General features: G+C 63.6%; 15 protein-coding genes. All 15 read right to left on the reverse strand.

The annotated features are described in order from the left end of the window. Positions 1-68: 68 nt before the first annotated feature. A complete protein-coding gene (gene ftsA, locus GOB85_RS06320) occupies positions 69-1,442 on the reverse strand; it encodes a cell division protein FtsA (protein ID WP_173576730.1) in 1,374 nt (457 codons plus the stop codon). Continuing rightward, entirely contained in the window at positions 1,439-2,569 is a 1,131-nt protein-coding gene (locus GOB85_RS06325; RefSeq protein ID WP_173576729.1) for a cell division protein FtsQ/DivIB, read from the reverse strand. The genes ftsA and GOB85_RS06325 overlap by 4 nt, the downstream gene beginning before the upstream one ends. 10 nt (positions 2,570-2,579) lie before the next feature. Further along, on the reverse strand, positions 2,580-3,557 hold the full coding sequence (locus GOB85_RS06330; protein ID WP_173576728.1) for a D-alanine--D-alanine ligase: 978 nt from the start codon (positions 3,555-3,557) through the stop codon (positions 2,580-2,582). Further along, positions 3,554-4,486, reverse strand: coding sequence for a UDP-N-acetylmuramate dehydrogenase (gene murB, locus GOB85_RS06335; protein WP_173576774.1), 933 nt, complete (start codon positions 4,484-4,486; stop codon positions 3,554-3,556). The genes GOB85_RS06330 and murB overlap by 4 nt, the downstream gene beginning before the upstream one ends. Positions 4,487-4,551: 65 nt before the next feature. Next, positions 4,552-5,985: a UDP-N-acetylmuramate--L-alanine ligase gene (gene murC, locus GOB85_RS06340; RefSeq protein ID WP_173576727.1), complete on the reverse strand. Its 1,434-nt coding sequence runs from the start codon at positions 5,983-5,985 to the stop codon at positions 4,552-4,554. 148 nt (positions 5,986-6,133) lie between these two features. After that, a complete protein-coding gene (gene murG / locus GOB85_RS06345) occupies positions 6,134-7,291 on the reverse strand; it encodes an undecaprenyldiphospho-muramoylpentapeptide beta-N-acetylglucosaminyltransferase (RefSeq protein ID WP_173576726.1) in 1,158 nt (385 codons plus the stop codon). Next, positions 7,288-8,454, reverse strand: a complete 1,167-nt coding sequence (locus GOB85_RS06350; RefSeq protein WP_173576725.1) for an FtsW/RodA/SpoVE family cell cycle protein — start codon at positions 8,452-8,454, stop codon at positions 7,288-7,290. The genes murG and GOB85_RS06350 overlap by 4 nt, the downstream gene beginning before the upstream one ends. After that, on the reverse strand, positions 8,454-9,866 hold the full coding sequence (murD, locus tag GOB85_RS06355) for a UDP-N-acetylmuramoyl-L-alanine--D-glutamate ligase (protein WP_173576724.1): 1,413 nt from the start codon (positions 9,864-9,866) through the stop codon (positions 8,454-8,456). Before murD ends, GOB85_RS06350 begins: the two co-directional genes overlap by 1 nt. Positions 9,867-9,879: 13 nt before the next feature. Next, positions 9,880-10,971, reverse strand: a complete 1,092-nt coding sequence (mraY, locus tag GOB85_RS06360; RefSeq protein ID WP_173576723.1) for a phospho-N-acetylmuramoyl-pentapeptide-transferase — start codon at positions 10,969-10,971, stop codon at positions 9,880-9,882. Beyond that, positions 10,971-12,425 carry a UDP-N-acetylmuramoyl-tripeptide--D-alanyl-D-alanine ligase gene (locus tag GOB85_RS06365; RefSeq protein WP_173576722.1) on the reverse strand — a complete coding sequence of 485 codons (1,455 nt, stop codon included), beginning with the start codon at positions 12,423-12,425 and terminating at the stop codon, positions 10,971-10,973. Before GOB85_RS06365 ends, mraY begins: the two co-directional genes overlap by 1 nt. Then, positions 12,422-13,900, reverse strand: a complete 1,479-nt coding sequence (locus GOB85_RS06370) for a UDP-N-acetylmuramoyl-L-alanyl-D-glutamate--2,6-diaminopimelate ligase (RefSeq protein WP_173576721.1) — start codon at positions 13,898-13,900, stop codon at positions 12,422-12,424. The genes GOB85_RS06365 and GOB85_RS06370 overlap by 4 nt, the downstream gene beginning before the upstream one ends. Positions 13,901-13,902: 2 nt before the next feature. Continuing rightward, on the reverse strand, positions 13,903-15,924 hold the full coding sequence (locus GOB85_RS06375) for a peptidoglycan D,D-transpeptidase FtsI family protein (RefSeq protein WP_242011327.1): 2,022 nt from the start codon (positions 15,922-15,924) through the stop codon (positions 13,903-13,905). 202 nt (positions 15,925-16,126) lie between these two features. Next, entirely contained in the window at positions 16,127-17,053 is a 927-nt protein-coding gene (gene ftsL / locus GOB85_RS06380) for a cell division protein FtsL (protein ID WP_173576720.1), read from the reverse strand. Then, a complete protein-coding gene (gene rsmH, locus GOB85_RS06385; RefSeq protein ID WP_173576719.1) occupies positions 17,053-18,141 on the reverse strand; it encodes a 16S rRNA (cytosine(1402)-N(4))-methyltransferase RsmH in 1,089 nt (362 codons plus the stop codon). The genes ftsL and rsmH overlap by 1 nt, the downstream gene beginning before the upstream one ends. Continuing rightward, complete coding sequence (gene mraZ / locus GOB85_RS06390) at positions 18,138-18,629, reverse strand: division/cell wall cluster transcriptional repressor MraZ (RefSeq protein WP_173576718.1); 492 nt, start codon at positions 18,627-18,629, stop codon at positions 18,138-18,140. The genes rsmH and mraZ overlap by 4 nt, the downstream gene beginning before the upstream one ends. Between the last annotated feature and the right edge of the window lie 257 nt (positions 18,630-18,886).

Raw genomic sequence — 18,886 nt, forward strand, 5'->3', positions numbered from 1 at the left:
ATTACTGAGGATGGCGGTCCTCACGGAAACACTCCGTGAATCAAAATTATCAAGATTTTCTTATCATATTAGACACGAGCACGAATGAAAGAGACTAATTTATTTAAAACGCCAGCCGGACGTTCCTCCGCGAACTCAATGTCACCAAACGGACGCTCCGCCGACGCCGCCCAGGTCAGAAGACCCACCGTCGTCGCAAAACCTGCTGCCGCGCACTTCTCAGGAAGCCCGATCACACCGTTCGGACGCCCCAGCCGCACCGGACGATTCAGCACCCGCGCGGCAACCGACCCGACACCGTCCAGCATCGAAGCACCCCCCGTGAGAATCACGCGCCCCCCCGCCAGCCGGCCCAGCCCGGCACTGTCAAGACGATCCCTGACCAGCTCAAACGTTTCCTCAATGCGCGGCCGGATAATATCCCCCAGCATCGCACGCGGAATCGCCTCGAAACTCGGCGTGTCACCGCCAGCCCGCTCAATCCGGATCGTCACACCGTCATCCGTTTCTCCCGAAAGATCCGCATGACCATGCATCGTCTTCAGGCGTTCGGCATTATCCGTAGATGTCCCCAGACCACGCGCAATATCCCGCGTAACATGCTCGCCACCAATGTTGATCTGCGCCGTATGCAGCAACTGCCCGTCAGCAAACACAGCCAGTGACGTCGTGCCGCCACCCATATCCACAACCGTCGTGCCCACAAGACGCTGATCCGCATCCGTCACCGCCAGACCGGAGGCGAGGGGAGCCGAGACCAGCGCATCAAGTTTCAGCTCCGCCCGACCCAGCAGGGAGTCCAGAGTCCGCAATGCCGTCGCCGAAGCATCAATCACATGCAGTCGCGCCCGCAACTGATCGCAAAGATGCCCGCGCGGGTCCGTCACGCCATCCGTTTCATCCACGGCGAAATCAAGCGGAAGCGTATGAATCACCGCGCGGCCCTCAGACTGCGCCTTCATCCGCCCTTCCGTGACAATCCGGCGAATATCCGCGTCCGTGATCTCACGCCCGCCAATTGGCCAGTGAACATTAAACAGCCGACTCTCCGGCTGCCCGCAGGAAAGATTGACAATCACCTTGTCCAGGGACCGTTCCGCCTCGCGCTCGGCATTGCCCACCACATGACGAATAATCGCTTCCGCCGCCTTCAGATCAACAACGGCCCCGCTCTTCACGCCGCTCGACCGCAGCCACCCGTGCCCGAGCACCCGCAGCATCCCGTTCGGCTCGCCCTTGCCAATCAGACAGGTGATTTTCGTGGACCCGATGTCCAGCACGCCAACAACACCGTTCCGCCACACGCGCGGCTCCGGCCTGCTGTTCTCCGGCGGCTCATTCTGACTGCGCCCCATCAGGCGAAGGCGCCGCTCCCCGACAGACGCCGCAGCAGTTGTCGTCGAAAGTGACGAAGGAGATCCCGTGACAACCAGATCTTTCATGCCGGCATAACTCCTTCTTTCATTTCCGCACCCCCGTCCTGCTCCTGAGGTGTACCAGATCGCGACCGCTCGGGGGACGCATTCCCGTCACTCATGCCCTGATCACTGTTATGTGACCCGGCATGCCCGACCGGCCGCGCAACAGGCGCATCCGCGTGCGGCGCACCAGCATTTTCCCCGACATTCTTCGCGGCGGCGCCGCCCGCCGGAGCTCCGGTGACTGCCCCGGCCGCACCCGATCCCGCATCCTGCTTCTGATCGCTCGTCGCATCCGTATCGGACGCTCCCGGACGCTCCCGAATGGTCATGCGATCCGGCAGACGAAGGTCAATGATCTCTACCGGACGGTCAAGCAGCCCAAACCGCTTCTGCAAAGAGGCAAGCCGGTTCAGCGCCGGAACCTCTTCCGCCTCAGGAAGGTAAACGATCGTCCCGTCCTTCAGCGTGATCGTCCAGCGCCGGTCGCCAACCAGCGTCGCCGCCGTCATCCGCGAACTCACATCCGGAACCTTCGCGACCGCATCAAGCAAATCAGCCGCAGCATGATCCGCGCCCTCGCCAACCACGAGAGGTAGTTGCATGAACGCCCGCGCATCCTTGCCCGTCATGCCCTTATCGGGAACCGGATTGCCGTCATGATCAATCAGAACGAAACGCCCGTGATGCTGCCAGACCGCAAAAGGCGGACGTTCCACCAGCCTGACGACAATCAGACCGGAAAGATGCCGCTCAACGCTCGCGTGATCCACAAACGGCAGATCATCCAGCCGCTTCCGCGCCGCCGCCACATCAAACTCCAGCATCGGGTCGCCAACAGAAACTCCGAGTGCCGCCCTGATCGAATCAGGACTTGTAAGGTTCTGCCCCTCAACCCGGATCGCCGTCACCCTGAGCGGAATTTCCGCCACGATCTTCGAACGCAAAGGCGCAAGAACCGTCTGCACCCCATGTATTCTCAGAAAAATCGTGCCCCCCGCGACAAGAACAGCCACTCCCCCGAAAAACCGCAGTATATGTTTGTGCCGGCGCACAAACAGCATGAACCGGGACGGCCGATCCGCCCGGTTCGTCTGCCGGAAGCGATTGCCTCCGGGTGGCTCGTCACGAGGGGAGGGACCCCTGCTCATCAGCGCATTCTCATCGGCGCGCACGCTCCGCCCGGTTCAGCGCATCCCGCACCAGCCAGTCACAGAGTTCTTCGTAAGAAACTCCGCAATACGCCGCCTGCTCCGGAAGCAACGAAGTCGGCGTCATTCCCGGCTGCGTGTTGACCTCCAGCAAAATCAGCCGGCCCGGCCCGTCACCACACGCCGTGTCATCATACCGGAAATCGGACCGCGATGCCCCGGAACATCCCAGCGCCGCATGCGCTGCGACAGCAATCTCGCAGGCCTGCTCAAAGGCCTGCGGATGAATCTCCGCCGGCAGCGCATGACGGCTGCCACCCTCACCATATTTCGCGTCATAATCGTAGAAATCATGACCGCTCGCCGCATCCGGCGTGATGTCCGTCACCGTCAGCGCATGCGGACCCGCCGCACCGCCATCCAGAACGCCGACCGTAATCTCGCGCCCCGGAATGAACTCCTCCACAAGCGCCACCGGCCCAAACCGCCACGAACCGACAATCCGCTCCCGCTGGTTCGATCCCTCGCGCACGATCGACACGCCAACCGACGATCCCTCATCCAGCGGCTTGACGACATACGGCGCCGGCAACGGATCTCCCGCAGCCAGCTCGCTGATCGCAATCGTCCGGCCCTCAGCCACAGGCAATCCCGCCGCCAGAAACACAGCGCGGGACGCCGCTTTGTCCATCGCCGTCGCCGAAGCCCGGATGCCCGAATGCGTGTAAGGCAGGCCAAGCCATTCCAGCACGCCCTGAACCGCGCCATCTTCGCCAAACCGCCCGTGCAGCGCATTGAACACCACATCCGGCTTCTGGTCCGCCAGCCCGGCAACCAGTGCCCCCAGATCCCGCGTCACATCCAGCCCCTGCGCCTCGTGCCCCGCCGCCTGCAACGCCGCCACCACGCCGGCGCCGGAGGAAAGGCTGACCTCACGCTCCGCCGAAGCGCCACCCATCAGAACCGTCACACGCCGCGAAAAGCTCATCCCACCGGCTCCTCAATGCCATTCGCCCGCGCATCGGCAGCAGGCAGCCCGATCCGCTTGATTTCCCAGTGCAGAGTCACACCGGATGTTTCCAGAACCCGCCGCCGCACCGTCTCGCCCAGCGTCTCAAGATCCGCCGCTGTCGCGCCACCCGTGTTGATCAGAAAGTTGCAGTGCTTCTCACTCACCTGCGCCCCGCCGACCATCAGCCCGCGACACCCTGCCGCATCGACAAGCTGCCAGGCTTTCATCTCAGAGACTTCCTTATCAGGATTGCGAAATGTCGATCCGCCCGTTCGTGCCCGGACCGGCTGCGAACCCTCCCGCGCCGCGCGAACCCCCGCAATGCGTTCCTTCACCGCAGCCGCATCCGCCGGCTCCGCGCGCAACCGCGCCCGCACCACAATCGCCCCGTCCGGCAAGGCCGAACGCCGATACCCGAACCGCAGCGCAGAGGCCGGAAGCCGCATCAGCGTCCCGTCGCGTGAAACGATCTCGGCCCAGTCCAGAACCGCCGCCATGTCCGAGCCATAAGCCCCGGCATTCATCCGCACAGCCCCGCCGATCGACCCCGGAATGCCCGCCAGAAACTCCAGCCCGCCAAGCCCCGCCGCCGCCGCCGTTTCCGCCACGGTCGCATCCAGCGCCGCACCGCCCGCAACAACCGCGTCCGGCTCCACCGCGATCCCCGCAAACGGACCGCCGAGCCGGATCACCAGTCCCGGTATCCCGCCATCGCGGATAATCACATTCGAGCACGCCCCGAGCACCATCACCGGCAATTCCGGCGAAAACCGCTCCATCGCCACCGTCAGATCATCCACATCAGCCGGCTGAAACAGACACTCCGCCGGCCCGCCCACGCGAAACCAGCTGCGCGGACCAAGAGGCTGTTCCACCGAAACCCGCCCACGCACAGCGCCCGCCATCGCCGCCAGCGCCCGCCCCGGTAAAGCTCCGGACTCAGAACGCTCAACCCGGACGGATGCCGGACTCATGCCGCGCAACCAGCCTTCTGGCCAGACTGCAACGCCATCAGCTCACCCGGCAGCGTCTGCGCCCAGTTGGTGATCGTGCCCGCGCCCAGACACACCACATAGTCGCCCGGTTTCGCCATCGCATTGATCATCTCCGCCAGATGACCAGGCTCCGTCAGCGGCACTACAGACCGATGCCCGCGCTCGCGCAGCCCCTCAACCAGCCAGTCACGGTCCACGCCCTCAACCGGCGCCTCACCCGCCGCATACACATCCGCCACAATCACCGAGTCCGCGTCATTCATGCAGGTGCAGAAATCACTGAACAGCGTCTGAAGCCGCGAATACCGGTGCGGCTGCACCACCGCGATCACCTTGCGCGCCCCGGCCTGCCGCGCCGCCTTCAGCACCGCCGCAATCTCCACCGGATGATGACCGTAATCGTCAATCACCGTCACGCCACCCGCTTCACCCGTCCGGGTAAAGCGCCGCTTCACGCCCTTGAACGCCGCCAGCCCTGAACGGATGGTCGCGTCGTCAATGTCCATTTCCGTCGCAACGGCAATCGCCGCCAGCGCGTTCTGAACATTGTGGTTGCCCAGCATCGGCAGCCGGAACGGTCCCGCCCTGCGCGTCCGCCGCCGCGTCCGGTCCGTGATCTGAACCTCAAACGTCGCGCCCAGCTTGTCCGTGATCACCTTCTCGGCCCGGACATCCGCCTGCGGCGAGAAGCCATAGGTCACGATCCGATGGTCCGAGAGACGCGGAATCATCTGCTGCACCGCCGGATGGTCGATGCACAGCACCGCAAACCCATAAAACGGCACGTTGGAGACGAACTGGTCATAAGCCGCCTCCATCGCCTCGCCCGAACCCCAGTGATCCAGATGCTCCGGGTCCATGTTAGTCACAACCGAAATCACCGACGGCAGACGCAGGAACGATCCGTCGCTCTCATCCGCCTCAACCACCATCCACTCGCCCTTGCCCATGCGCGTGTTGGTGCCATACGCCTCGATGATCCCGCCGTTGATCACCGTCGGATCAAGCTTTCCGGCTTCAAGAACCGCCGCGATCAGGCTCGTCGTCGTCGTCTTGCCATGCGTGCCGCCAACCGCGACCGACCAGCGCAGACGCATCAGCTCCGCCAGCATCTCCGCACGCCGTACAACCGGGATCAGCCGGCTTCGCGCTGCCACCACTTCCGGATTGTCGCGGCTCACCGCCGTCGAAATCACCACAACCTGCGCCGTGCCCAGATTCTCCGGGTCATGCCCGATCGAGACATGAATCCCTGCGGCCCGCAGCCGCCGGACATTCGCATTCTCGGACAGATCCGAACCCTGCACTTTATAGCCGAGAAGATGCAGCACCTCGGCAATACCCGACATGCCGATGCCGCCGATGCCGACGAAATGAATGGTGCCGATGGTCAGCGGCAAGGCTCTCATGGGTGGACCTCCTGGGTCAGAACCGTCTTTCTGGACGAAAAAGATGAAAACTTTCTGGACGAAAAAGATGAAAATGATGTGGCGGAAGGTCCGGTTTCAGGGCCTTTTTCCGGTCTGTTCCGGCGCCCCGATACGCGCCCCGGGCCGTTCAATGCAAGCTCCCGCGGGATAAAGACGCTTCGACAAGGTCCGCCAGTCGCTCCGCCGCATCCGGCCGCGCCAGCGCCGCGCCAGCGCCCGCCGCCGCCGCCAGCGTCCCAACATCCGTGAACAGCATCGCCAGCAGCGCCGACAGCGCATCCGCCGTAAACGCCTCCTGACGAATCAGCCATGCCGCCCCGACACCCTCCAGCGCCCGGGCATTCGCCGTCTGCTCGTCACTCGCCGCCATGGGAAACGGCACAAGCACCGAAGGTCGTCCCGCTACCTCAAGCTCCGCCACCGAAGAACCGCCGGCCCGCCCGATCACCAGATGAGCCTCCCGCATCAGCGACGCCACATTGGAGAAAAACGGTTCCAGCCGCGCCGCAATGCCATACGTCGCATAAGCCGTGCGAACCCGCTCCAGATCCTCAGCCCGAACCTGCTGCGTCACACTCACCCGCTCGCGGATCGTCAGCGGCAACAGCGACAGCGCTTCAGGCACAACATCCGAAAACACCCGCGCGCCAAGCGACCCGCCCCAGACCAGAAGCCGGATACCATCCGTCGGCGTGCCATCCTTCCCGTCCGCCTTCGGCGCGACATAGCCTTCACCCGCCAGCGCCGCGATCGCCGGACGCACCGGCATCCCCGTCAGTCGCACCCGCGCCCCGGACGGCAAACCCGCCACCTTCGCAAAAGACGTCGCAATCCCGTCCGCGAACCGCGCCAGAAACGCATTCGCCTTGCCGAGAACCGCATTCCCCTCATGCAGCACAATCGCCGGCCGTCCCGCACGCGACAGCAGCCGTGCTCCAAGCAGAGGGGGAACCGACGGATAGCCGCCAAACCCCACCACCGCCGATGGCCGGATCTTCGCCATGATCGCCCGCGCCTGCCGTGCGCCGCTCAGCAACGCCAGACCACCCTTCAGCGCCCGCACCGGCCCTCGCCCGGCCACGCCAGCCCCCGGCAGAACAAACTGATCCGCCGTCGCAAACACGCCGCTCGTCCGCTTCCCGGCCCGCGCATCCGTCATCAGCGCCACGCGATACCCACGTGCCACCAGCGCATCCGCCAGGGCCTCCGCCGGAAAGAAATGTCCGCCCGTGCCACCCGCCGCGATCACAACCGGACCAGCAGATTTCGTCACCACACCGCTCATGCCGCCGCCTTCCATGTGCCCGCCGAACCCGGAAGCGACCTGCTCACACGGCTCTGCCCCACACGCTGCCGCGTCAGCGCCAGCACCATGCCAATCGTCAGCGCCACCGACATCGCCGAAGAGCCGCCATAGGAAATAAACGGCAGCGTCATGCCCTTGGTCGGGATCAGATGCAGCGTGGACGCCATGTTCACAAACGCCTGCAACCCGAAACCCGTCACCAGACCCGCCGTCGCCAGCACCAGAAACGGATCGTCCTCGCGCACCAGCCGCAGCAGCGTCCTCACTACAATCGTCGCGAACACCGCAATAATGAACATGCAGATCAGCAGCCCGTATTCCTCGCCCGCAACGGCGAAGACAAAGTCGGCATGTGCGTCAGGAAGCAGATCCTTCACGCGCCCCTCGCCAGGCCCACGCCCCATCAGACCGCCATTGCCAAAAGCCCGCAGAGCCGTGTCGATCTGATAGTGATCACCCACATTCGGATGCAGAAACCGCTCAACCCGCGAATGAACATGCGGAAACAGAAAATACGCCGCGACAAACGCCGCCGCCATCAGCCCCACGCCACCCGCGACCAGAATGAGATTCAGCCCGTCCACAAAAAGCTGCGACATGAACACCGTCGTCACAACCGTCAGCATCCCGATATCCGGCTGCGATTTCAGAAGAACGAGAATGACCGCGAAACAGCCAAGCGCCAGCAGCATCCCCGGAAAATACCGCATCACCCGCCGCTGCGCGAGCAGCCACGCCGTCAGTACTGCAAAACACGGCTTGAGAAACTCGGAGGGTTGCACAGACATCATCGGCAGCGCGATCCAGCGCCGTGCTCCCTTGATCTCAATCCCATGCACCAGAGTCAGCGCCGTCGCCGCAATCGCAATCGCACTGCCAATAAACCCAAGCCGCACAACGCCCTTGCGCGAAAGCATCGACACGCCGATCACAATCGCCCCGGCCAGCGACAGAAATACCACCTGCTTGAAAATGAACATGTTGCGTGACGCACCAATGCGCACCGCCACAGCCGGACTGGCCGCCAGCATCAGAATGTAGCCAAACCCGATCAGAATTCCGACACAGGCCAGCGTCACATGGTCAACACTGCGCCACCACCGCCCGAGCGAAGAATTGTCGATGCGCGAAAGTCTGGCCATTATCCCGCCCGCTCCGATCCGTTCCGTGCCGCGTCCCGCAGCAGCTCTTCCGTCAGCGCCGCAAAACGCAGCCCCCGTGCCTCAAATCCTGAAAACTGATCGAAACTCGCACAGGCCGGCGAGAGCAGAACCACCTCCGCTCCCTGCGCCCGCGCTGCCCGATACGCCTCAGGCACCGCATGCTCCAGATCACCGACGATGCTGTGCCGAACCCCATGCGCCGCCAGCGTCTCCGCCAGCTCGGGCGCATCCCGCCCGATCAGAAACGCTTCCGTAATCCGCAGGAAATACGGCACAAGATCAGCGATCCCGCCCGCCTTCGCGATCCCGCCCGCAATCCACACGATCCGCCCGTAACAGCCCAGCGCCCGGGACGTCGCATCCGCGTTTGTCGCCTTGCTGTCATCGACAAACGCCACGCCATCCAGCTCAGCCACCAGCTTCTGCCGGTGCGCCAGCCCGCCAAATGACCCGATCCCGTCCGCAAGCACACCCCGCGCCACGCCAAGCTTCAGCGCCATCGCCAGTGCCGCACAGGCATTCTCGGCATTATGCGCCCCTGGCAACGCCGCCCCCGGACGCGCGACAATCCCCTCCCGGTCCACAACCGCACCGCTCATGAGATGGAAATCCGCCGCCTCATCCACGCCGGAAACCGTCTGAACCGGCACCCCCCGCGCCGTAACAGACGCCGCGATCTCCCGGCACCAGGAATCCCCGTTCCCGATCACCGCCAGATCATCCGCCCCCATCCGGTCGAAAATCCGCGTCTTCGCCGCCGCATACCCCACCATATCACCATGACGATCGAGATGATCCGGCGTCAGATTCAGCAGACACGCCACATCAAACCGCAGCGCGGAAAGCCGCTCCAGCATGTAGGACGACATCTCCAGCACATACACACCATCGTCAGGCAGCAACGGCAGCGACAGCGAGGCCGGCCCCAGATTGCCGCCCTCCGATACCTCAACCCCGCCACACCGCAGCAGATGCGCCAGCAGCGCCGTCGTCGTGGACTTCCCGTTCGTGCCGGTAATCCCCGCGAACCGCGCCTTCGAGCCCGCTTTCCGAACCGCCTGAAACAGCAGATCCGCATCGGACAGGATCGCAACCCCCGCCTCACGCGCCATCACCGCTACCGGATGCGCCACTGGCAGCACATGCGGAATCCCCGGCGACATCACCAGCGCATCCACACCCGCCAGGCTCTCCACCGGCGCCACCGTCAGCGACCCCGAAACCTCGCCAGCCTCCGTCAGCAGAGCCGCCCGCGCCGCCTCGCCATCATCCCACGCCTGAACATCCGCGCCCATCGCCGCCAGCGCCCGCGCCGCCGGGGTGCCATTCCGTCCCAGACCGAGCACCACAAAGCGGTGTCCGGCAAACAGATCAGGCGCGAATGTCAGCATGAGCGCATCCCTTTCACCGCAGCTTCAGCGTCGCCAGGCCAAACAGCCCGAGCACCACCGAGACAATCCAGAACCGGATGACAATCTTCGGCTCCTGCCATCCCTTCTTCTCAAAGTGATGGTGCAGAGGCGCCATCAGAAACACCCGCTTCTTCGTCCGCTTGTACCAGAATACCTGAATGATCACGGACAGCGTCTCAATCACGAACAGACCGCCAACAATGCACAGCACCAGCTCATGCTTGACCGCCACCGCCACCGCCCCGAGCGCGCCACCCAGAGACAGCGAGCCCGTATCGCCCATGAACACCGCCGCCGGAGGCGCGTTGAACCATAGGAATCCCAGCCCCGCGCCCACCAGCGCCGCGCAGAACACCGCCAGTTCGCCCGTCCCCGGAACCGCATGAAGCTGGAGATAATCCGCAAAAACATGGTTGCCGACGAGATAGGAAATCAGCGCGAACACAAACGCCGCGATCACAACCGGAACCGTCGCCAGCCCGTCCAGCCCGTCAGTGAAATTCACCGCGTTGCCAAACCCGGAAATCGTGATCATCGCAAAGATCGGAAACGCAAACCCCAGCGGGATCAGCAGATCCTTCACAAACGGAAACGCAAGATGATTGGCCAGCTCAGGCGGCATCATGTGCTGCATCCACCAGCCCGCAATCAGCGACGTCCCGAATTCCGCCGACAAACGCGTCGTCTTCGACACGCCATCCGTGTTCCGCCGTGACAGCTTCAGATAATCATCAGCAAATCCAACCGCGCCAAACGCACCCGTCACAAACAGAACCGCCCAGACAAACCCGTTCTGCAGATCCGCCCAGAGCAGCGTGGACGTAAACAGCGCAATTAGGATCAGAATGCCGCCCATCGTCGGCGTACCGGCCTTCTCCAGAATATGCCGCTCCGGCCCGAGAGCGCGGATCGGCTGCCCCTCGCGCTGAATCCGCTTCAGTTCCCGGATCACCGGATTGCCCAGCACCAGCGCAATCACCAGCGCCGTCAGACAGGCCCCGCCCGCCCGAAAGGTGATGTAGCGAAACAGATTGAAAAAACTGATGTGACCATGAACATGATGCGCAACGAGCGTATAAAGCATCAGACGCGCCCCGCCTTCAGCGCATCGACAACCACCTTCATGCGGCTCCCGAGACTGCCTTTGACGAGCACAACGTCGCCTTCCTCAATGCTCCTGCTCACAAGTGGCGCCAGCACCGCTGAGTCAGCAGTCCACGCACCGCGACGGGAGGAGGGCAGGGCGTCAAACAGGTCTTTCATATGTGGTCCGCAACAGAAAACGAGATCAGCAGCCTCAGAGACAGGCCGCGCGAGAGAAAGATGCTCGTCGCGGGCAAACTCGCCCAGCTCACGAATGTCACCCAGAACAACAACCCGCCGCCGCGCCGGCAGCAGCGTCAGAACACCCAGCGCCGCGCGGATCGACAGCACCGAGGCGTTGTAGCTCTCATCAAGCAACATCACCCGGCCACCATGAACCGGCACCGCAGCACCCCGGCCCGCCCCCGGAACAAATCCCGAAAGTGCCTCAGCCGCCCGCGCCAGATCAGAACCGACAGAGCCGGCCGGACCCGACTCCGAAGTCCGCGCACCAGACCCTGTCCCCACCGTTCCGGCAATCCCCGGCGCCCCGACAACCCCCAGCGCCGCCAGCGCATTCCGCGCCAGATGCTCTCCCGGCGCATGAATTGTCACCGGAACGGCATGGCCCGCCACATGCGCCACAAACCGGCTGCCCTCGCCGGAAAGCGTCAGCCCGCTCAGTCGAACCTCGCTTCCCGCCGCCAGCCCACAATGCCACAGCGTCACACTGGCCCGCCGCGCCGCATCCGAAAAAGCCTCCTGCCCGACAGCATCATCCGGAACAACGGCCACCGATCCCGGCGCCAGCGCCTCGATCAGCGATGCCTTCTCCCGCGCAATCGCTTCCAGCGACCCCATATGACCCAGATGCGCCGACCCGATCGTCGTGATCACCGCAACATCCGGCCGCACCAGCTCCGCCAGCGGCGCGATTTCGCCCGGATGGTTCATTCCGATCTCACTGACACAGAACGCCGCCCCGCGCGGCAGCCGCGCCAGCGTCAGAGGCACGCCCCAGTGATTGTTGTAAGACGCCACCGCCGCATGCGTCTCACCCAGCGCCCCGAGCGCCACACGCAGCATCTCTTTCGTCGTCGTCTTGCCGACGCTCCCCGTCACCGCGACAACCCGCCCGTCAAACCGCGCCCGCGCCACCCGGCCCAGATCCCACAGCCCGCGCATCGTGTCCGCCACAGAAAGCAGGCGCGGATCATCACCGAACGCAGACTCCCGATGCACCAGCGCCGCCGCCGCACCCTTTTCAAACGCCACCGCCAGATGCCCGTGCCCGTCCGAATTCTCGCCCGCCAGCGCGATGAACAGATCGCCCGGCTGCAACGTCCGCGTGTCAATCGACACCCCCGTCACCACAATCCCGGCGCCATCACCCGAAGCCCCGAACCGCCCGCCCGTCGCCTCAGCCAGCTCCCGCCCTGTCCACAATACGCTCATGCCGCTCCCGCCAGGCTCTGCACCACACCGACATCGTCAAACGGATGCACAACCCCCGCGATCGTCTGCCCCTGCTCATGCCCCTTGCCAGCCACCAGCAGAACATCACCCGCCTTCAGCATCTCCAGCCCGGCCGCAATCGCCGCCCGCCGGTCCCCGATCTCCAGAGCCTCCGGCGCCCCGTCCAGAACATCCCTGCGGATGGCCGCCGCATCTTCATTTCGCGGGTTGTCGTCAGTCACAATCACAACATCCGCCCGCAAGGCCGCTTCATGCGCCATCAGAGGCCGCTTGCCCCGATCCCTGTCGCCACCCGCCCCGAACACCACAATCAGCCGCCCCTTCGCATGAGGCCGCAAACTGTCCAGAACCCGCGCCAGCGCATCCGGCGTATGCGCGTAATCGACATACACCGTCGCCCCCGACGACAGCGTCACCGCCCGCTCCATCCGCCCGCGCACTCCGCGCAGATGCGGCAACTGCGCCATCACCGCGTCAATTCCGTCGCACTCCGCCGTGACCAGAGCCGCGGCCAGCATCACATTATCCGCCTGAAACCGGCCGGGCAGGGCGATCGTCACATCAAACGACTTCCCCCAGGCCTCCAGCATCAGCCGCTGACCTTCCGGCATGAATTTCTGCGCCACCAGCCGGATCGCATCACCCTGCTCGCCAGTCAGCCGCACTTCCAGCCCCCGCCGCCGCGCGATCTCCTGCAACATTTCCAGCGTGTCGCGATCCATATCCGCATTCGCCGCCGCAACGCCCCCCTCAGGAAGCAGCGTGTCAAACAGCCGCATCTTCGCCGCGCGATACGTCCCGATATCACCGTGATAATCGAGATGATCCCGTGTCAGATTGGTGAACCCCGCCGCCGTGATCCGTACCCCGTCCAGCCGCCGCTGATCCAGCCCGTGCGACGACGCCTCAAGCGCCACATCCGTCACGCCCACGCTCCGCAGCGCCGCAAGCCCACGCGCCAGCGTCACCGGATCAGGCGTCGTCAGCGCCGGAATCTCAAACGGCAGCTCCACCGGCGCAATCAGCCCCAGTGTGCCAAAACTCGCCGCCTTCCGGTCCATCCCCGACCAGATCTGGCGCAGGAAATCCACCGTGCTCGTCTTGCCGTTCGTGCCGGTCACCGCTACGATCCGCTCCGGCTGCGGTCCCGCCAGAACCGCCGCCATCAGCGCCAGCGCCCGCCGCGGGTCAGCCGACTCAATCATCAGCGTCCCGTCATCCGGCCCCGTCCTGTCAGGTGCAGTCCCGTCAGGCACCAGAACCGCCGCCACCCCGGCCCCGACAGCCGCCGGAATAAAAGCCCGCCCGTCCTGTTTCGCCCCCGGCACCGCCACGAACAGCATCCCGGGCCCGGCAGTCCGGCTGTCAGCCGTCACCCCGATAATCTCAGGATCGTTTCGCACCCCCTCAGGCAGAGCAAGGCCAGCGGCCGAAAGAAGAGAAGACAGTTTCATACTCAGCCTCGCCGAACGGAGCTTGAAGGACGCAGCGGCTGCTCCGCCGATGCAGGCAGCACAGCCGTGCGTCCACCCTCACGGGCCGCCTCCGCCGCATGCTTTTTCTGCGCTTTTTCCTCCTCGACGAGCCTGCGCGGATCACCAGGATCATTCCCCGGCCCAAGCGCCCGCATGCCACGCGGCACCGCCGGCCGCAGCGGAATCTCCATCTGCGCGTCGATCTGAGCCGTATGCTCCGTATCCGGGAAGATCTGCAACATCGGCCCGACACGGGTAATAATCTTCGACACCGTCGGCGCCGCATTCCACGCCGCCGTCGTCCAGCCATGCGTCGCCGGCGTCGCCTTCGGGCTGTCCAGCATCACATAAACCGCATAACGGGGCGCATTCATCGGAAAAATGCTGGTGAAAGCCGCAATGTTCACATGTTTCAAATAGCCGCCATGCGGCCCGATCTTCTCTGCCGTGCCCGTCTTGCCGCCCACGAAATAACCCGGAGATTCCGCCGTCTTGCCCGTGCCCAGCGTCACGTCCAGCCGCAGAATGCGCCGCAGCAGCGCCGAGGTCTCCGGCGACAGAACCTGCGTCCCCTCAGGTGTCACCACCTTTGGCGCCTCCGCCGTCCCGTCACCCGTGCCGCCATCATCGGCAACCCGCACCAAAGAGGCCGGCGCCGCGTCCCGCGCCGTTGACGCCTCATCCGAAGGATCGTCCCGGTCCAGCAGCGTCGGCTTCACCAGAACGCCGCCATTCACCGTCGCCGCCGTGCCGCGAACAATCGCCAGCGGCGGCTCGGCCACGCCATGCCCGAACCCCACCGTCATCACCGTGGAAATGCCCCAGTTGCGCTGCGCCGGCACAATCGGACGCCCCGCCTCCGGCAATTCAACAGGAACCGGCGCAAAGAACCCCATGTTCCGCAGCCAGTCCCGCTGGCGCACTGCACCCACATCCAGCGCCATATGCGCCGCCGCCGGGTTGGAGGAATACGCCATCACCTCCGTCAGCGTCAGCCAGGGCGTGAAATGGTCGGACTTCATATCCGCAATCGTGAACCGCCCGATATGGATCGGAATGGAGGAAAACCGGTCCCACGGATGCGCCACGCCAAGCTGCAACGCCATCGCCGCCGTCTGGAGCTTGAACGTCGAGCCCGGCTCGTACATGCCCGTCACCGCACGGTTGAACCGCGCATCCGCCGAGGCATGAGCAAAATCGTTGGCGTCATAATCAGGCAGACTGACCATCGCCACCAGCTCGCCCGTCCGCACGTCCATCACAATCGCGCACGCCCCGATCGCCTGAAACTCGTCCTTCGCCTTCGCCAGCTCCTCGCGGACAACCGACTGCACCCGCACATCAAGCGACAGCTTCAGCGGAATCCGCTCACTGTTCAGACGCTTGTCGAAATACCGCTCGACACCGGCAATGCCATGGTCATCAATATCCACGCCCCCCATGATCTGTGAGGCCACGATCCCAAGCGGATAATGACGCCGCTCACCCGCTTCGAAATAAATCCCCGGAATACCGAAATTGTTGATCGCCAGTTCCTGCTGCAACGTGATGTTGCGCGCCAGATAAACAAACTGCTTCTGCATCGACAGACGACGCACCGTCTCCGCCTCATCAAGCTGCGGCAGAACCGATTTCAGCTTCTTCGCAACATCCTCAGGGTCCATCAGCTCGCGCGGGTTGGCGTAAATCTGCGCCACAGGCAGCGACACCGCCAGCGCCTGACCATTGCGATCCACAATCATCGCCCGGTGAACCTGCGGCAGACTCAGCGCACTCGCCAGCGACCCCTTCGGATCGATCTTCGGGATTTCAGGAACCTGAGGCGCAATCTGCCGCTGCTCCGGCGCCATCGGCGAAAAAATCGTCGCAAAACTCAGCCGGACCGCCACAGCGCCAAACAGAACGCCGAACCCCGCCGCAACCGCCAGAAGCCGGATATGCATCTTCTCAAGATGCGCCCGCTCGCGCATCTCATTTCCGGTCACATGAACATCACGGGGCATATGCCCCTCAGCAAGACCCTGAATGTCAGGCGGAGGCGTCTGGCGAGTCATGAGGGGCGGCGTCTCCTCGAAGGCTCGGGATCGTCACCCGAAGATCAGTCCCGTCCGGCAAAACGGAGCAGAACGAAGGTTTTACACAGAACAGTCCCGGTCAGACCGGAACCGTTTACGAAAGCATGGACCCCGTAGCAGACTCAGGCTCTCAGTTCGAGACAGGCATCGGCGGCGGCAGCCCCCCGCCCATCGCGGACCGGCCAAGCAGAGACCCGTTATACGTCGCCCGCGCTTCAACATAACGCGGAGCCGGCATAGCCGTCGGATGCCAGGAAGCCACCGTCACCGCAGAAGCAGACCGGGGCGACACGTGCTGATACGCCGCAACCCGCGTTACGCCCGTATGCAGGGCAGGGCGATCACTGTCGGAAACCGTCACGGCATGCCGAACAGGCGTGCTGTCCGCCACCAGCGTGCGCGCAGGCGCATGATGCTCCGTCGTCGCCGGCTTCTCACCCAGCGCCAGGGCCAGATCATCCGTCGCCGGCGCATGATGCGCAGGCTTTACAAGCTCGTGCCGCGCCTCGGTCTGAGCCGATGCCAGCACCACTCCGCGCCGGTTATCCGCCACATGCGCGTCAGCCGCGTGAATCCTCGGCGCCTCCACATCATTCTTCGCGACCAGAACAGCCTGTTTCCGCTCCACGGCCGCCACTTCAGTGCGTGGCGTGTCATGATGCAAGGACGCAACCAGCGCAGGCCCGGTCGCGGCCGGAATATCCTTCACATCAGCTGCCGCCAGAGTCGCCCGGATCGCCTCACGCGGGTTCGGCGTATGGATCGATCCCGCCGCCGGCAGATGCTGCCCCAGATCCGCCATCCGCACGAACTGCTTCGGGGCCATCGGCTGAATCTGCTGATCAAACCGCCCGGCCAGATGCGACAGGCGATCAGGCTGGTTCAGCAATGCCCACTGAGTCTGCAACATCGCCGTCTGCTGGCGAATGTGCTGCGTATCCGCGACAATCCCCGAAATCTGCTGATCCAGAACCGTCGTCTGATGTTTCTTGGAATAAAGAAAAAGCCCGGACAGACCTGCAAGCAAAGCGCAGCCAAGAGTAAAAGGCCTGATCATCAAGCTGTTCCTTCACTGGAAGACGGGGCAGGGGGAACGCCGGCATTCGCTGCACGCCCTGCTTTGCTGGAATCGATGCCGGAACCATCCTGTGATAATTCTGTACGAATAAGAGCGCGTAACTTCGCGCTGCGGGCACGGGGATTACGAAGACACTCCGCATCCGAGGGGCGCATCGCCTTGCGAAAAGCCAGCCTGAACGGCGCTTCTTCCCGGCCACGTGCTATCGAACGCGGATCATACCGGGACGCGCCAGGCTCCTGACCCGCCGCCGCCGCCATCGCACGCTTCACGATACGATCTTCAAGTGAATGAAATGACACCACAACAAGACGTCCGCCGGGCGCCAGAATCTCAAGCGCCTGCGCCAGGCCCCGCTCGATCTCGCCGAGTTCGTCATTCACCGCGATGCGCAACCCCTGAAAACTGCGTGTCGCCGCATCAATCCCCGACCGGTCCGACGGCACAACCGCCCGGATCGCCGCCGCAAGCTGCGATGTCGTACGAAACGGTTCTTCAGCCCGCGCCGTCACCAGCGTCTTCGCGACCCGCCGCGCATGACGTTCTTCACCATAGAAATGAAAAATGTCTGCCAGTTCGGCCTCGGATGCCGTATTCACCACATCCGCCGCAGACCGCCCCGCCTGGCCCATCCGCATATCCAGCGGCCCGTCCAGACGAAACGAAAACCCGCGCTCCGCTTCGTTGATCTGAAAGGAAGACACGCCAAGATCCAGCATCACGCCATCAACAGCAGACACGCCGGCAGATTCAAGCATCGCCGCCATCGTTCCAAAACCACCATGCAGCAGCGCAAGCCGGGGTAAACCCTGAGCATCCGCGCCCCATTTCGCGGCCAGAACCTCACCCCGCGCAATCGCGTCAGGATCCCGGTCAATGCCCCACACCCGGCATGCCGCCGCCGCCAGAACCGCATTGGCGTAACCACCGCCGCCAAATGTTCCGTCAACGTAAACTTCGCCGTCGCAAGGCGCGAGAATCCGAACGACATCATCGCGCATGACCGGAATATGGCCCGGATCATGATCCGGTATCGCAACAGGCGGCAGGGGCGTCATGGCATTCATGCGCCACCTCCGGACCGGTCGCCACCATCGGTCCCCGGACGATTGCCCGGCAGCGTTACCTGTCGTGAGCGGAGTCGCGCTTCCGACCGACGCTGCGCCGCAGCGGCAGGTTCCCAGATCTGGAAAATCCTGCCCAGCCCCATAAACGAAACTTCATCGCCAATTCCCGCATGTTCACGCAGAAACTCAGGAATGATGATCCGACCTTCACGATCCGAATCGATCGGATACGCATCAGCGTAAAGCGCCGCTGCAAGATCGTCATGCTCGTCCGAAAACATATCGAGACGATCCAGCGGCTGACCCAGCGCCGAGAACACCGACGAAGGCCACGCTTCGATGCAGGGCTGCGTATGAGAAGGGCGAAGCACCATCAGCGTGTCACCCTCGACCGCCTTTGCCCGCAGAACCGTGCGAAACCCGGCAGGAATCGAAACACGCCCCTTGGCGTCGATCCGATTCTGATGTGTGCCGAGAAACACGCTCACAGAGGTTCTGATCCTTCATTGGGAGACGATCCGGGTCCATTTTGGGCTGTGATGTCCTGTCTGTGGGATACCATGGGATTTTATGGGACGTCAAATGAAAGTATAATAAAAAACCGCAGAATTCTGCTAAAAAACACCCATTTGTGGTCTTTATGCGGCGTCAAGATCAATTCGTATAACATTCGTTAAGAGAACAAACGTTCTATTTTCTGTTCTCTTAATGTTCTTTTACGGCAATTGAATGGTCGATGACGCAT

This window comes from Acetobacter fallax (assembly GCF_011516735.1).
Classification (GTDB): Bacteria; Pseudomonadota; Alphaproteobacteria; order Acetobacterales; family Acetobacteraceae; genus Acetobacter; species Acetobacter fallax.